11 protein-coding genes are annotated in these 16,096 nt (G+C 72.0%); 1 reads left to right on the forward strand and 10 read right to left on the reverse strand.

What is annotated here, in order from left to right:
- The first annotated feature begins 72 nt into the window (after positions 1–72).
- The gene (locus ACFUK0_RS15370; RefSeq protein ID WP_380250173.1) at positions 73–1,902 is read left to right on the forward strand and encodes an SLC13 family permease; all 1,830 of its coding nucleotides are present in this window, start codon (positions 73–75) and stop codon (positions 1,900–1,902) included.
- A gap of 13 nt (positions 1,903–1,915) precedes the next feature.
- On the opposite strand, the gene ACFUK0_RS15375 is transcribed toward ACFUK0_RS15370, so the two are convergent.
- The 10 genes from ACFUK0_RS15375 to ACFUK0_RS15420 all read right to left on the reverse strand — a co-directional run bounded on the left by ACFUK0_RS15375 (position 1,916) and on the right by ACFUK0_RS15420 (position 15,791).
- Entirely contained in the window at positions 1,916–2,656 is a 741-nt protein-coding gene (locus ACFUK0_RS15375) for a DUF3592 domain-containing protein (RefSeq protein WP_380250175.1), read from the reverse strand.
- 55 nt (positions 2,657–2,711) lie between these two features.
- A complete protein-coding gene (gene glsA, locus ACFUK0_RS15380; protein ID WP_380250177.1) occupies positions 2,712–3,950 on the reverse strand; it encodes a glutaminase A in 1,239 nt (412 codons plus the stop codon).
- Between the two features lie 3 nt (positions 3,951–3,953).
- Positions 3,954–5,774 carry an alkyl/aryl-sulfatase gene (locus tag ACFUK0_RS15385; RefSeq protein WP_380250179.1) on the reverse strand — a complete coding sequence of 607 codons (1,821 nt, stop codon included), beginning with the start codon at positions 5,772–5,774 and terminating at the stop codon, positions 3,954–3,956.
- 47 nt (positions 5,775–5,821) lie between these two features.
- Entirely contained in the window at positions 5,822–6,769 is a 948-nt protein-coding gene (locus tag ACFUK0_RS15390; RefSeq protein ID WP_380250181.1) for a PrsW family intramembrane metalloprotease, read from the reverse strand.
- A 190-nt stretch (positions 6,770–6,959) separates the two neighbouring features.
- Entirely contained in the window at positions 6,960–8,939 is a 1,980-nt protein-coding gene (locus tag ACFUK0_RS15395) for a beta-galactosidase (protein ID WP_380250183.1), read from the reverse strand.
- 11 nt (positions 8,940–8,950) lie between these two features.
- Entirely contained in the window at positions 8,951–10,987 is a 2,037-nt protein-coding gene (locus tag ACFUK0_RS15400; RefSeq protein WP_380250185.1) for a TIM-barrel domain-containing protein, read from the reverse strand.
- The gene (locus ACFUK0_RS15405; protein ID WP_380250187.1) at positions 10,968–12,044 is read right to left on the reverse strand and encodes a LacI family DNA-binding transcriptional regulator; all 1,077 of its coding nucleotides are present in this window, start codon (positions 12,042–12,044) and stop codon (positions 10,968–10,970) included. The genes ACFUK0_RS15400 and ACFUK0_RS15405 overlap by 20 nt, the downstream gene beginning before the upstream one ends.
- 79 nt (positions 12,045–12,123) lie before the next feature.
- A complete protein-coding gene (locus tag ACFUK0_RS15410; RefSeq protein WP_380250189.1) occupies positions 12,124–13,053 on the reverse strand; it encodes a carbohydrate ABC transporter permease in 930 nt (309 codons plus the stop codon).
- On the reverse strand, positions 13,050–14,069 hold the full coding sequence (locus ACFUK0_RS15415; RefSeq protein WP_380250191.1) for an ABC transporter permease: 1,020 nt from the start codon (positions 14,067–14,069) through the stop codon (positions 13,050–13,052). The genes ACFUK0_RS15410 and ACFUK0_RS15415 overlap by 4 nt, the downstream gene beginning before the upstream one ends.
- Before the next feature lie 42 nt (positions 14,070–14,111).
- Positions 14,112–15,791 carry an ABC transporter substrate-binding protein gene (locus tag ACFUK0_RS15420; RefSeq protein ID WP_380250193.1) on the reverse strand — a complete coding sequence of 560 codons (1,680 nt, stop codon included), beginning with the start codon at positions 15,789–15,791 and terminating at the stop codon, positions 14,112–14,114.
- Positions 15,792–16,096: the final 305 nt, after the last annotated feature.

Genomic DNA, 16,096 nt, shown 5'->3' on the forward strand with positions numbered 1-16,096 from the left:
CAGTGAACCGTTCGCCGGCCGAGCGCCCGCCCCTGCCCGTGGCAGGGGCGGGCGCAGTGGGGGGAGTGCTCCGTGAGTGATGCCGCCGTCTGCCTGGCCGTCCTGGCGGCCGTGGTGGTGCTGTTCGTCTGGAACCGGCTGCCGGTGGAGGTCGTCGCGTTCGGCTCCGCGCTGGTGCTGTACGCGACCGGCGTGCTCGACGCGGGGCAGGTGTTCGCCGGTTTCGGCGACCCGGTGGTCACGTTCGTCGCGGCGCTGTTCGTGGTCAGCGCCGCCCTGCAGGCCACCGGGCTGACGGCCTGGGCGGGGCGGCGGCTGACCGAGCGGTCCGGCACCGGCCGGCGGCAGCTGATCGTCCTCGCGATGCTGCTCGCCGCCGGGCTGACCGCCCTGATCACCGTCACCGGCGCGGTCGCCGCGCTGCTCCCGCTGGTCGTCCTGCTGGCCACCCGGACGGGGCTGCCGCCCTCGCGGCTCGTCATGCCGCTCGCGTACGCGGGGCACGCCGGGTCGCTGCTGCTGCTGATCGGCTCCCCCATCAACGTGATCGCCTCGGAGGCCGCGGCCGAGGCGGGCGGCCACACCTTCGGGTTCTTCGACTTCGCCGTGGTCGGCGTGCCGGCCCTGGCCGGGACGATCGCGCTCACCGTGCTGCTCGGCCACCGGCTGCTGCCCAGGCGCACGCCGAGTTCCATCCCCGCCGACCTCAGCCGGCACGCCCGCACGCTGATCGCCCACTACGGGCTGGAGACCGACTCGGCGAGCCTTCAGGTCCCGGCCCGCTCCCCCGCCGTCGGCAGCACCTCGGACGCGCTCGCGGCCACCGCCCCGCCCGGGCTGGCCGTCGTCGGCGCGCTCACCGCCGACGGGCACGACCCGCGCGGGGACGCGGCACTCCAGGCCGGCGACATCCTGATCGTCCGGGGCGGGCACGCGAGCACGGAGGCCTTCGCCGGGCAGCACGGGCTGGACCACCTGCCCGCACCGCTGCACGACCACCTCGCGGACGTCCTGGTGAACCGGGACACCGGGCTGGTGGAGGTGGTGGTCAGCCCGCGCTCCAGCCTGATCGGCAGCTCCGTCTTCCCCGGGATGGCCACTGCCGACGCCGACCTGGTGATCCTCGCCGTCCACCGCTCGGGCCGGGACACCGGCGCCGGCGCCGACACCCGCTCCGGCCCCACCGAACTGGCCGCCGGCGACACCCTGCTGGTACAGGGCAGCTGGCAGGCCCTGGACCGCAAGCTGGAGCGCCCGGGCCACGTCCTCGTCGTCGATCCGCCCGCCGACGTCCGCACCCAGAGCGCGCCGCTGGGGGCGCCCGCCTGGAAGGCCCTCGGCGTGCTCGCCGGCATGGTCGCACTGCTCGCCACCGGCGCCGTCCCGGCGGCCGTCGCCGGGCTGCTGGCCGCGCTCGCCATCGTGCTGCTCCGGGTGCTGACCCCGGGCCAGGCCTACGAGGGCGTCTCCTGGACGACGCTCGTCATCGTCGGCGGGCTGTTCCCGCTGTCCGTCGCGATCCAGCAGTCCGGCGCGGCCGACGACATCGCCCACCTGGTCGTCCGGGCGGCCGGCGGCAACGGCTACCTGCTGCTGCTCGGCCTGTTCCTGCTCACCGCCGTGCTCGGGCAGTTCGTCAGCAACATGGCCACCGCGCTGATCGTCGTCCCGATCGCCGTCTCGGCGGCGCACGACGCCGGGATCTCGGTGCAGCCCGTGCTGATGTGCGTGGCCGTCGCCGCCGCGGCGGCCGTCCTGACCCCGGTGGCGACGCCCGCCAACATGATGGTGATGGGGCCCGGCGGCTACCGCTTCGGGGACTACTGGCGCTACGGGCTGCCGGTGCTGGCCTGGTTCCTGGTCGTCACGCTCGCGGTGGTGCCGCTGGTCTGGCGGTTCTAGCGGTCCGGCATCCCTACGACGCGTCCCGCAGGGCCGGGTGCGGCACCCGGGGCTCCAGCGGGTCGTAGCGGACCACGATGTCGTCGCCGCGCCGGGGGAGGTCGTACAGGGGGAAGGTACCGGTGAGTGCCGTGGTGCACTCCTCGCCGTCGGCGGTGGTGTACCGGACGGTGACGACCAGTTCGAGCCGGTCGTCCAACCGCATGTCCGTCCCGTCGACGTCCACCACCGTGGCGCGGACCGTCACCCCGTGCTCGCGCAACCGCTCCGCGCGCACGGCCTGCTCCGCCTGCGCCGCCAGGGAGCGCCGGCGCCCGCGTTCCTCCAGCCGGGCGGAGCAGAGGGCGCCCAGTGCGCACAGCACGGCCGGTCCCAGCAGCCACACGCTCGTGCTGCGGGCCCCGAGCGCGGCGCCCAGCAGGCTGAGCACGATGCCGGTCAGGATCCCGGCACCGATCGGCAGCGACGAGTGCGGGCCGGGCGAGTTGCCCGCCGTCACGAAGGCCGTGCCGGTCAGGAGCAGCACCGCCGCGATCAGGCCCAGCGGCACGGCCGCGCCGACGACCAGGTTGGAGGCCGTACAGGACCGGTCGTACCCGGAGCCGCAGTTGCCGGACGCGATCACCCCGACGAGGCCCCAGCCGACCGCCCAGCCGGCGGCACTCTGGAGCAGCGCGCAGAGGGCGAGGCCCAGCAGCCGCAAGGGGGTCACTCGTGGCTCGCCCGGCCCGGGGCGCGCTGGGGCGTCGTTCATCACGCACGGATGCTACCGGCGGCGAGCAGCGGCCGAAACGGACTGGACCGGACCATCAACCGTCCACCGGGCGAACAGTGTGACGCCCGGTCAGTCGCTCGGCCGCCGGCCCGACGACCGTGACCGGGCGGCCCCGGGCGGCCAGCCGGTCGAGGGTGGCCCGCAGCAGCGCCTCGGCCATGGCATCGAGCACGGTGACCCGGGTGAGGTCGAGCACCAGCGGGCCCGCCGGGGCGGCCGTGCGCTCCCGCAACGCGGAGAGCACCCGCTCGGCGGCCGTGAAGTCGAGCGCGCCCCGCGCCACCACCGCGCCCCGGGTACCGTCCACGTCGAGGGTGGGGGTGCCCGGCGCGGGGTTGCGCATCAGGTGCAGGCCGAAGCGCTCCGACAGTTCGCGCAGCGCCGCCGCACCCCGGACGGGGTTGCCGGTCACGTCCAAGGGAGGGCTCCAGCAGGCGACCCCGAACCGGGCCGGGCTCACCGCGATCAGCCCGCCCGACACCCCGCTCTTCGCGGGCAGCCCGACCCGCAGCAGCCACTCACCGGAGGCGTCGTACATGCCGCAGGTCGCCATCACCGACAGCACCTGGACGGCGACCTCCCCGCTCACCACCAGCTCGCCGGTCACCGGGTTGACGCCGCCGTTGCCCAGCGTCGCCGCCATCACCGCGAGGTCGGCGGCCGTGGCGCGCACCGCGCACTGACGGAAGTACAGGTCGGTGGCGAGCAGCGGGTCGCAGGCCAGCGAGCCGGCCCCGCGCATCAGGTAGCCGAGCGCGCGGTTGCGGTCGCCGGTCGCCGCCTCCGAGGCGTGGACGGCCTCGTCGACGTCCAGCCGGCGGCCCGCGAACGCGCTCAGGCAGGCCAGCACCCGCTCGAACCGCTCGGCCGGGGTGGCGCCGGGCACCAGTGCGGTCGTCGCGATCGCGCCCGCGTTGACCATCGCGTTCGACGGCCGCCCGGTGTCCTCCTCCAGGCTGATCGCGTTGAACGCCTCACCACTGGGCTCCGCGCCCACCCAGCGGCTGACCTCGTCCAGCCCCAGCTCGGCGAGCGCGAGCGCGTAGACGAAGGGCTTGGACACCGACTGCAGCGTGAACGGCACCCCGGCGTCGCCGGCCGCGTAGCGGTGCCCGTCCATGCTGACCAGCGCCAGCCCGAAGCCGGCCCGGTCGGCCCGGGCCAGCTCGGGGATGTACGCGGCGACCTCCCCGTCGTCCAGGGTGCCCAGCCGCCGGTGCACGCCGGCCAGTGCCTCGGTGACGGGGTCGTCGCTCCCGTGGTCGTCGCCCACGGGTCAGGGGGTGACGATCGGGAAGGAGGCGTCGGGCTCGGCGAGGTAGGAGAACAGCCGGGCGAGCAGCGCCGGGTCGCCCTCGACCGTGACACCGTCCAGGCCCTTGCCGCCCAGGACGCCCAGGAGCTGCGGCTTGGTCAGCGTGAGGGTGAGGGCGGCGGCCTCCCGGGGCGGCTCGCCGAGGGGCTTGGCGTGGTGGGTCAGGGCGCCGTTGCGCAGCGTGAGGCGGTAGCGCTGCTGCTCGTCGGTGAGGGCGAGGTCGACGACCAGGCTGTCGTGCCAGGCCCGCGGGCCGTCGATCCGCACCGCGACGGAGTCGAGCAGCTGCTCGACGGTCAGCGCCATGACCATCTCGGGGTTGGTCATGTCCAGTGCGACGGTGCCGGGACCGCCGCGCAGCTCCACGGCCGCCATCAGGTAGAAGTTGCGCCAGGTGCCGTTCTCGCTGCCGTGGCCGAGCCGCTCGTAGACACCGGCCAGCTGCTCGCGGGCCTGCGCGTTGTCCGGGTCGGCGAAGACCAGGTGGTTGAGCAGGGTGGCGGCGAACCGCAGGTCCTCGTCCTCGATGTAGGCGACGGCCTTGGCGAGGGCCGCGTCCGGGCCGCCGGCCAGGTCGACGTAGCGCTTGGCCAGCTCGACCGGCGGGTGCTCCCACAGGTGGGCCGGGTTGCCGTCGAACCAGCCCAGGTAGCGCTGGTAGACGGCCTTGACGTTGTGGCTGAGCGAGCCGTAGTAGCCGCGTGCGTGCCAGGCGCCCTCCAGGGCGGGCGGCAGCTGCATCTCCTCGGCGATCTCGGGGCCCGTCAGCCCGGCGTTCAGCATCCGCAGCGTCTGGTCGTGCATGTAGGCGTAGAGGTCGCGCTGCTCGGAGAGCAGGCCGGTGATGTTGTCACGGCCCCAGGTCGGCCAGTGGTGCGAGGCGAAGGCGACGTCCATCGAGTCGCCGAAGTACTCGATCGCCTCGTCCAGGTAGCGCGACCAGATCCGGGCGTCGCGGACGACGGCGCCGCGCAGCGTCAGGATGTTGTGCATGTTGTGGGTGGCGTTCTCGGCCAGGCACAGCGCGCGGCGGTCCGGGAAGAGGAAGTTCATCTCCGAGGGGGCCTCGGTGCCGGGGGTGAGCTGGAAGACGATCCGCACACCGTCGACGGTCTCCTCCTGCCCGGTGCGGGTGATGTCGACGGTCGGCGGGATCAGCGTGACGGTGCCGGTCGAGGTCGTCATTCCCAGCCCAGCGCCGATCTGGCCGTCGGGGGCCTTCGGCAGGCGGTCGCCGTACATGAACATCGCCCGGCGGGTCATCGCGTTGCCCGCGTAGACGTTCTCGCTCACCGCGTGCTCCAGGAACCCTTCCGGCGCGATCACCGGCACCGGGGCATGACCCTGCGGCACCACTCCGCGCGCACCGCCGAAGTGGTCGCCGTGGGAATGGGTGTAGATCAGCCCGGTCACCGGTCGCGGCCCCCGGTGCTCGCGGTAGAGCTCCAGGGCCGCCGCCGCGCACTCGGTGGAGATCAGCGGGTCGATGACGATGACGCCGGTGTCGCCCTCGACCAGCGTCATGTTGGAGAGGTCCAGCCCGCGCACCTGGTAGATGCCCTCGGTGACCTCGAACAGGCCCTGCTTCACGGAGAGCTGGCCCTGCCGCCACAGGCTCGGGTGCGCGGTGTCCGGGCAGTCGGCCTTCAGGAAGTCGTACGCGTCGTTGTCCCAGATCACCCGGCCGTCGGCGGCCTTCACGACGGCCGGCGACAGGGCTCCGAGGAACCCGCGGTCGGCGTTCTCGAAGTCGGTGGTGTCCTCGAAGGGGAGAGTGCTCATGCTGCGCCTTTCGGAGCGGGCCGGAGGATGGAGCGGGGCGGACGGATTCAGTGCTGCGCGGGGGCCACGGCGCCCGCGCTGGCGGGGACGGACACCTTCGGGCTGCGGACGAGACCGCGCAGCCAGAGAATGGCGGCGGCGGAGATGACGACCCAGCCGGCGATCTGGAACACCAGGATCAGGTTGGCCTGCGACTGGGTGAGCTGCGGCAGGTAGCCGGTGTCGATCAGCCTCCACTGCCAGTCGCTGCCGGTGAGCTTCAGCGCGAGGGCGATGGCGATGCCGTGCATCGAGTCCCACAGCGAGTGCAGGACGGCGACCCCCAGGTAGCTGCCGAGCAGGACGGGGGTCAGCCGCGGCCGGCCGCCGCGGGCCGCGGTGGAGAACAGGACGGCGCCGAGGATGGCCGTCCACAGGCCGTGGCCGAACGGGGCGAGCAGGCCGCGCAGGATCTCGGTCTGCACCAGGTCGGTCAGCGACAGGCCCTTGACCGTGACCAGCGCGGTGAGCGCGTAGCCGGAGGACTCCAGGGCGGCGAAGCCGAAGCCGACGGCCGCGCCCAGCACCATGCCGTCCCGGCGGGTGTAGTTGGTCAGGCGCAGCGCCATCAGCCAGAGGGCCGCGAGCTTCACGCCCTCCTCGATCAGCCCGACGCCGACGTACATCCACACCGAGGGGTGCAGGAAGTAGCTCTCCAGCACCGAGGCGCCGAGCACGCCGAGGGTGCCGCCGACCAGGAAGGCCGTGAGTATCCTGCGCGGGGTCAGCGCGCTGCCCCCGCCGAGCCGGTCGTAGGACCAGGTGACGAAGGTGACGGGGACGAGGAAGCTGCCGAGCAGGACGAGCGTCGGCAGCAGGTTGGCGTTGCCGGTGGCGAAGGTGACCACGACGGTCAGGCCCCAGAGGGCGAGGCCGACGAAGAAGACCACCAACCAGGAGCGGTCGGTGGTCGGGGCCTTCCGGCGGCCTCCGCTTGGGGACGGGTAGGTCGTCATCTCGCTCCTCCACACCGCACGCCGACAGGGCCGCGCCGTCGGCGCGGGTCATGAATCAGGACAAACTTATAGAAAGTCACCTAATTCGGCACGTCGGCGGGCAGACGGCCCCGGCCGTGTCCCGGGCCGGAACGCGAAGGAGCGTCGCACCCCCCATCCGGGCGCGACGCTCCTCCGTACGGAACCCGGGCTACTCCTCCCGGACGACCGCCACGCCGCCCGCCGGGACTGTCAGGCCCTCCGGCGGGACGGCGCGGGCGGCCAGCAGGTCCCGGCCCCGCACGGACACGGGCACCTGCCGCTCGGTGTTGTTGATGACGAAGAGCCAGCTCCGGCCGTCGGCCGCCCGCCGCCGCACCGCCTCCACGCCCGCGGGCAGGCCCGCCACCTCCGGACGCACCCCGCTCTCCGCCAGCACCCGCCCGACCAGGGCCCGGTACGCGGCGTCCGCCAGCCTCGTCGACACGTACCAGCCGGTGCCCGCGCCGAAGCCGTACCGGGTGACGGCCGGCTTGCCGCTGAGCGGGCCGGCGGCGTAGGAGGTGACGGCCTCGGCGCCCTCGGTGCGCAGGTCCTCGCTCCAGAGCGTGCCCGCCGATCCGTCGGACAGCGCGACGGCGTCGCCCGCCGCGAGCGGCCGGTGCTCCTCGCCGCGGATGCCCAGCACCTCGCGCAGCGCCCCCGGGTAGCCACCGGTGCGGACCCGGTGGTGCTCGTCGACGACGCCGCTGAAGTACTGCACCAGCAGCGTGCCGCCGCCCTCGACGTAGCGGCGCAGCGAGGCCGCGCCCGCGTCGGAGACCAGGTACAGGCTGGGTGCCAGGACGAGGCGGTAGCGGGACAGGTCCGACTCCGGGTGGGCGAAGTCGGTGGTCACACCGGCGTCCCACAGCGCGCGGTGGGCCCGCTTGAGGGTGGCCGGGTAGTCCAGTTCGGAGGAGGGCATGCCGTTGGTGTCCAGCGCCCACCAGGCGTCGGCGTCGTGCAGGACGGCCGCCTCGGCCGTGACGGTGGAGCCGGCGACCTCCTCCAGTGCGGCGACCGCCGCCCCCGTCGCGGCGGTCTCCCGGAAGATCCGGGTGTCGGGGCCGGCGTGCGGCACCATCGCCGAGTGCCACAGCTCGGCGCCCGCCCGGGACTGCCGCCACTGGAAGAACAGCGCGCCGTCCGAGCCCCGCGCGATGTGGGCCAGCGAACTGCGCAGGATCCGGCCCGGGTCCTTGGGCAGGACGCGGTCGGGCAGGTAGACGGTGTTGGTGCCCTGCTCGATCAGCAGCCACGGCCTGCCGCCGCCGAAGGAGCGGGCCCGGTCCGCGCCGAAGGCGGTGTCGGCGTCGCCGTCGACGCCCGGCGCGTCCATGTAGTGGTCGATGCCGACGAAGTCGACCTCGCGGCCGAACGCCCAGAGGTCCAGGTTCTGGTAGCCGGGCAGCATCAGGTTGGTGGTGACGGGCACGGCGGCCGGGATGTGGCGGCGGACGGCGTCGCGCTGCTCGCGGTACGCCGCGAGCGCCTCGTCCGACCAGAACCGGCGGAAGTCCAGCGTGTGGCCGGGGTTCAGGTGCCACTGGGTGGCGCGCGGGGGCATGATCTGCTCCCACGAGCCGTAGCGCTGGCTCCAGAACGCGGTGCCCCAGGCCTCGTTGAGCGCGTCCAGGCTCCCGTGCCGGGCCCGCAGCCAGACCCGGAAGGCGGCGGCGGACTGCTCGCAGTGGCACACCGTGGCGTACTCGTTGTGGATGTGCCACATCGCCACCGCCGGGTGGTCGCCGTAGCGCTCGGCCAGCGCCCCGGCGATCCGCACTGCGGCCCGGCGGTAGGCCGGGGCGGCGAGGCAGTAGGTGTCGCGGCTGCCGTGGGTGAGACGGGTGCCGTCGGCCGTCACCGGCATGGCCTCGGGGTGGGCGAGGGTGAACCAGGGCGGCGGGGAGGCGGTGGGCGTCGCCAGGTCGACCCGGACGCCGTTCGCGTGCAGCCGCTCCAGCTGGGCGTCCAGCCACCCGAACTCGTAGCGGCCCTCCTCCGGTTCGAGCAGCGCCCAGGAGAAGACGCCGACGGTGACGAGGTTGACGCGGGCCTGCCGCATCAGCTCGTCGTCCTCCTTCCAGGTCTCCTCGTCCCACTGCTCGGGGTTGTAGTCACCCCCGAAGGCCATACCGGTGAGAGGCATCTGTCGTCCCGTCAGTTCTCGGTGGACCGGATGGGCAGGACGGCGCCGTCGCGCAGGAACAGCGGGATGCGCTCCAGCGGGGCGTCCACCCGCAGGCTCTGACCGCCCCGGTGACGCTCGCCCGACCAGGCGTCCGTCCACTCGGCGCCGGCCGGCAGGTACACCGTGCGCTCGCGGGCGCCGGCCTCGGTGACCGGGGCGACCAGCAGGTCCGGGCCGAGCAGGAAGGCGTCGTCCGCCTGCCAGGCGGCCGGGTCGGCCGGGAACTCCACGAACAGCGGGCGCATCGGCGGCAGGCCCTGCTCGGCCGCCGTCTCCATCTGCCGCATCACGTAGGGGCGCAGGCGCTCGCGCAGGTGCAGGTAGCCGGAGAGGATGCCGTACGCCTCCTCGCCGTAGGACCACACCTCGTTCGCCAGTCCGGTCATGGCCGGCTCCAGCTTCTGCTCCGGGCCGCGGAACCCGTGCAGCCGGAACAGCGGGCAGAACGCGCCGTACTGGAACCAGCGGATCAGCACCTCGCGGTACGCCGGATCCTCCGGGTCGCCGCCGTGGAACCCGCCGATGTCGGTGGTCCACCACGGGATGCCGGAGACCGCGACGTTGAGGCCGGCCTTGATCTGGGTCCGCAGGCTGGCGAAGTCGGTGCCGATGTCGCCGGACCACAGCGCCGCGCCGTAGCGCTGGGCGCCCGCCCAGGACGAGCGGTTGAGGGTGACGATCTCGCTCTCGCCGGCCGCCACCATGCCCTCGTGGATCATCCGGGCGTTCTCGCGCGGGTAGAGGTTGCCGACCTCCAGGCCGGGCCCCGCGTGGTAGCGCAGGTTGGCCGGGTAGCCGGGCTTGAGTTCGGGCTCGCAGGCGTCGAGCCAGAAGACCTTGATGCCGAGGTCCTGGTAGTTGCGCCTGATCCGGTCCCAGACGAAGGAGCGGGCGTCGGGGTTGGTCGCGTCGTAGAAGGCGACCTGCGCCGAGTAGGCGGCCAGGCCCTTGTCCGGCCAGTCGGCGTGCGCCACCGGGCCGTACTCGGTGTTGATCAGGAAGCCCTCGTTGAGCAGCTCGTGGTAGTTCTCGCTGAGCGGGCTGACCGACGGCCAGACCGACACCATCAACTTGATTCCCAGCTCTTCGAGTTCGGCGTTCATCGCGGCCGGGTCGGGCCACTCGGCCGGGTCGAACTTCCAGTCACCCAGGTGCGTCCAGTGGAAGAAGTCGCTGACGATGACCGAGAGCGGCAGGCCGCGCCTGCGGTACTCGCGGGACACCTCCAGCAGCTCGGCCTGGGTGCGGTAGCGCAGCTTGCACTGCCAGAAGCCGGACGCCCACCAGGGCAGCACGGGCGCGTGGCCGGTCGCGTCGGCGTAGTTGCGGAGCACCGCGGCGGGCTCGCCGGCCGTCACCCAGTAGTCCAACTGCCTTGCGCTGTCGGCGACCCAGCGCGTCCCGGTCTCGGCCAGCTCGACCCGGCCGATCGCCGGGGAGTTCCACAGCAGGCCGTAGCCCCGGTCGGAGAGCAGGAAGGGGATGGTCACCTCGCCGTTGCGCTGGACCAGGTCGATCACGGCGCCCTTCTGGTCGAGCATGCCGTGGGTGTGCTGGCCCAGGCCGTAGATCCGCTCGCCGGCGTAGCTGCGGAAGCGCTGCTCCAGCCGGTGGTAGCCGTTGCCGGTCGCGGTGTAGAGGCGCGGGCCCGGCCACCAGAAGTGGTGCGGCTCCTCGGCCAGCAGCTCGCTGCCGTCCGACGTCCGCAGGAAGGTGATCCGCCCGGCGGCCGGGTGCAGTTGGGGGTCGCTGGCATCGAGGGCGTTGCCGTCGATGCGGACGGTGATCGCACCGTTGACCAGGGTGGCGGTGCTGCCCTCGATCCTGACGACGGCCTCGCCGTGCGCGGGGCGCTCCAACAGGGCTCCGGGCAGGTCCTCCAGCAGCGCGCCGCCGGGGGTGGCCCGGACCCGGACGGAGTCCCGGCCCCAGGGCTCGACCCGCAGGGTTTCGCCCCTGGCGCGCCATTCGAGGGCGCCGCCGAGGTCATGGATGTGGTTGGGCATTGCTGTTCTCCACGGTCGCGGGGTTCTGCGGGGAAGGGAGGTGCGGGGCCCCGGAGGGCACCTGGCCGGAGCTCTCACGGGCGGTCAGCACCGGGGTCAGCAGCGTGACCTCGGGCGTCGATCCGCCGTTGATGCGCTGGAGCACCAGTTCGACGGCTCGCCGGCCCAGGTCCTCGGCCGGGCCGGTGACGGCCGTCAGCCGGGGTGAGTTCTGCTCGGCCAGCTGCTCGGGGCAGAGCGCCACCACCGAGACGTCCTCCGGGACGATCCGCCCCGAAGTGCGCAACAGGCTGAGCAGCGGGCCGATGGCGCCCTCGTTCTGGACCACGAAACCGGTGGTCGCCGGGCGGTCGTCGAGGATCCGTCCGAGCACTCCGGCCGTGCTCTCGAAGCTGCCCTCGCACGGGCGGTGCAGGATCCGCAGGCCGCGCTGGCGGGCCCGGTCGCGGAACCCGGAGAGCGTCCGCTCGGCGTAGCCGGCGTGCCGCTGGTACACCTGCGGGGCGTAGCCGATGAAGGCGACGTCGCGGTGCCCCAGGTCGGCGAGGTGGTCGGCGCAGAGCGCTCCGGCGGCGGCGAAGTCGTGGTCGACGCAGGAGAGTCCGGTGGTGTCGGCGGGCAGGCCGATCAGCGCGGCGTGGCTGCCGAGTTCGCGCAGTACCGGGATCCGCTCGTCGTCGAGCTCGACGTCCATCAGGATCACGCCGTCGGCGAGACCGCTCGCGGCGACCCGGCGCACACCGTCCGGGCCCTCGTCGTTGGTGATGAGCAGGACGTCGTAGCCGTACTGCCGGGCCGTCATCGTGACCGAGATCGCGATCTCCATCATGATCGGGACGTAGACGTCGGTGTGCAGCGGCACGACCAGCGCGATGATGTGCGAGCGCTTGCCGGCCAGCGCGCGGGCGCCGGCGTTCGGGTGGTAGCCCAGGTCGCTGATCGCCCGTTCCACCCGGCGGCGGGTGGGCTCCGAGATGCTGCGTTTGCCGCTGAGGACGTAGCTGACCGTGCTCGGGGACACGCCTGCGTGCTGGGCCACTTCGGCGAGTGTCACCATTGGATCGGTATCCCCCTGCTGCGTTTGTCGGACGAGTGTGGTGCTGTGCCGTGCTTTTGTCCGCACAGCGTAGAGAGTGTCAGCCCTTGACCGCGCCGGTCAGCACGCCCTTCGCGAAGTGCTTCTGCACGAACGGGAAGGCGATCACCACCGGTACGAGGGTCAGGACGACGACGGCCATCTGGAGCGAGAGCGGCGCGGTGGCGTTCGCGGCGTTGCCGAAGCCGGAGTTGACCTGGCCGGGCATGTTCGTCCCCAGGTTGACGTACTGGTAGAGGACGTACTGCAGGGGCCACTTCTGGCTGCTGGTCGGCATGTAGAGCATCACGTTGAAGAACGAGTTCCAGTAGCCGACCGCGTAGAACAGCGTGATCACCGCCGTGACCGCCCGGGAGGTGGGCAGCACCACGGACCACAGGATGCGCCAGTCGCCCGCCCCGTCCATCCGGGCCGCGTCGATCAGCTCCGAGGCGGTGCTCCCGTAGAACGAGCGCAGCACCAGGATGTTGAACACGCTGACCGCGCTCGGCAGGATCAGCGCCCAGTACTGGTCGAAGCCGCCGAGCCCGGTGACCACCAGGTAGGAGGGGATCAGGCCGCCGCTGACGAACATGGTGACCACCAGCAGCATCAGCAGGGTGCGGTGGCCGAGCGAGCGGGAGCGGGACAGGCCGTAGGCGCACAGGACCGAGACGGCCATCGAGAAGGCCGTGCCGATCACCGTGACCGCCAGGCTGACCACCAGTGCCCGGGCGACCGGTCCGTCGCTGAGCATCGCCCGGTAGGCGTTCAGGGTCAGCCCGTGCGGGACGATGACCAGGCCGCCGGCCTGGTTGATCGAGCCCTGGGTGGAGAAGCTGGTGATCACCACGCACCAGAGCGGTCCGAGGATCACCAGCACGATGCCGGTCAGCGTGACGCCCTTGACGCCCTGCCCGACGACGGTCGGCTTCTCCTCCCACACCGGGCGCGCGGAGGGCCGCCGGGCCTTGAGGGTGACGTCGCTCATTTCCGGTACAACCCGTCCTCGCCGAAGAAGTGCGCCAGCTTGTTCGCCCCGTAGATGAGGAGCAGGGAGATGACGCTCTTGAAGATTCCGGCCGCCGCACCGTAGCCGTAGTTGTTGGTGCCGATGCCGTAGAAGTACGAGAAGGTGTCCAGCACGTCGGCCGCGTCGTGCCCCACCGCGTAGCGTTGGATGAGCAGTTGCTCGAAGCCGACGTTCAGCACGTTGCCGAGCCGGAGCACCAGCATCAGCACGATGACCCCGCGCAGGCCGGGCAGCGTGATGTGCCACATCCGGCGCCAGCGGCCCGCGCCGTCCATCGCGGAGGCCTCGTAGAGGTTCTCGTCGATGGCGGCCAGGGCGGCCAGGAAGACGATGATCCCCCAGCCGGCGTCCTTCCAGATCACCTGGGAGGTCACCAGCAGCTTGAACATGGTCGGGTCGGTCATGATGTTCCACGGCGTCATCTCGTGCTGGCGCAGGAACTGGTTGAGCAGGCCGGCGCCACCGATCATCTGCTGGAACAGGGTGATGACCAGCACCCAGGAGAAGAAGTGCGGGACGAGCGTCACCGACTGGACGAAACTGCGGATCCTCGGGCTGAGCACCGAGTTCAGCAGCAGGGCCAGGGCGATCGGGACGGGGAAGAACAGCACCAGCTGGACGGCCGCCAGCTCCAGGGTGTTCCACACCGACCCCCAGAACAGCGGGTCACCGAGCAGCTGGCGGAAGTTCTCCAGTCCGATCCACTCGCTGTTCACGACCCCGACGATGGGGTCGTAGTACTCGAAGGCGGTGATCGTGCCGAACAACGGCAGGTAGTTGAAGACCAGCAGCAGGACGACGACCGGCACGGTCATCAGCAGCAGCGAGCGGTCCCGGCGCAGCCGGATCCGCCAACTCAGCTTCCCTGGGCGCTGATCGCGCTTGTCGGGCGTCCCTGGTGTCTTCGCGACGCCGAGGGGTGCCGCTTCCTCGCGGCCGGGCACATCGGCGCCGTTCGTGGTGACTGCCGCCACGACCACCGCACCTCCTAGGTATTTCGGACTGGGAGCGTGGGGCTACTGACCGGAGCCGTGCTTGTCGAAGACCTCGGTCTGGTACCAGGCGGTGAGCTCGTCACCGCCGCTGCGCTTCCAGGAGGTCAGCGCGTTCTGGTAGTCGGCGACGGTCTTCAGGCCGTGCTGGACGTCCTTGACGGTGTCCTCCAGCGCCTGGGCGGCGCTGGCGGTGGAGAGCCGGGCCGGCACGGTGATGTTCATGTTCCAGAACACCGGCTTGTAGGCGGACTTGACGGCCTGGGCGTCCCAGTCGGTGCGGTCCTTGGTGAGCTGGTCGAAGCCCGGGTTGCTGATCGCCTGCGGGCTGGAGGCCAGGAACGGGTAGGTCTGCTGCTGGACGGACTTCTGGCCGTCCGGGGTGAAGGTCGGGGTGCCGTTGACCCGGGTGTGGTCGGTGCCCTCGACGCCGTAGTTGATCAGCGTGTACTCGGCCGAACCCCACGGCGCTGCAAGGTAGTTGGCGACCGCGAGGAGCTCCTTGATCTGCTCCGGCTTCAGCTTGGCGTTGAGGTAGCTGACCATGCTGGTGGACGGGCCGAGGAAGATGCTCGGGGCCGACTTGCCGTCCGCCGCGAACAGCGGCAGGGCGCCGCGCCGGTACTTCGGGTCGGCCGCCTGGCCGGCCTGGGCGTCGGCCATGTTCCAGGAGCCGGTGCCGTCACCGGTGACGAGCACCTTGCCGGCATAGAACCGGGCCTTGGCGTCGTTGTTGTTGCCGGCCAGCGCGTCCGGGTGGATGTAGCCGGACTTTGCCAGCTTCCAGGCCCAGTTGAGCGCCTCCAGGTACTCCGGCTGCTCGTACTTGTGGACGAGCTTGCCGTCCTTGGCGGTGAAGAGCTGCGCGAGGCCGAAGGGCTGGGCCAGGTACGTCCAGAGGTCGTCGAAGGCCCAGACGCCGGCGCTCGCGCTGGTCAGCTCCTTGCCGAGGTTCATCAGGTCCTCGGCGGACTTCACGCTGTCCGCGGCGATGCCCTTCGCCTCGAAGACGTCGCGGCGGTAGTAGAAGGTGCCGGCGAAGGCGGTGCCGGAGGAGAAGGACGGGATCCCGTAGAGCTTGTCGCCCCAGACACCGGCCTGCCAGGCCCCGGTCGGCAGGGCCGCCAGGTTCGGGTAGTCCTTGATCTTGTCGCCGGCCAGGTACGGCGTGAGGTCCGCCAGCTGGGTGCCGGTCAGCTCGCCGACGTTGAACAGGGCGTTCCACCAGGTGGGGAGCTGGATCCAGTCGGGCAGCTTCTGCGCCGCGGTCAGGGTCGGGATCGCGGTGTTGTACGTGGTGCCGTTGGCCGGCTGCATCGTCAGCTTGACGCCCAGTGCGGCGTTCACGGCCTGGTAGAACGGGTTGTCGGCGGCCGGGATCGTCCCCCAGAGCGGCGTCACGGCGGAGTAGCTGCCGCCGGAGCCGGGCGTCTTGGTGACGGTCTTCACCGGGCTGGCCGGGTAGGTCAGGAAGCCCGGGTCGGTGAACCCGCCACCGGAGCCGGTGACGGACGGGATGTCCGCGACGACCGCGGTGTTGGGCACGTAGGCGGGGAGGGCGCCGGCCAGGCCGGTCTTGCTGTTGGAGCCGCTCTTCGCGGCGCCGCCGCTGCCACAGGCACTCAGCAGCGGCGCCATGGCGGCTGCTCCGGCGACGGTGACGGCAGTTCTGAGCAGGGTTCTGCGGCTGATCTGGGTGCTCATGTCGGTGCGGCCCTTCATCGGCGAGGATCCGGTTCGTCGAATCGCTTCGATGTTGCGGTGACACTAGCGGCGGGTCCCCTGTTCGACAAGGGGATGAACAAATCATTTCCGTGAGATCACGGCGGCCCGTCCGGCGCCTGCCTGCCGCTCAATCAGCTTGGTAGCAAGGCATGCTGGGAGGTCACAGCGGTCCGATGGTTGACAGGGTCAACCCGGCGTGCCACTTTCGAAGCGTTTCACCACCGCGGCCTGCCGGGACGCCGCCCAAGGGCCGGCACCCCCTCCCCGCGCCGCGCCACTGCCTC

The organism is Kitasatospora sp. NPDC057223 (assembly GCF_042669755.1).
GTDB lineage: Bacteria > Actinomycetota > Actinomycetes > Streptomycetales > Streptomycetaceae > Kitasatospora.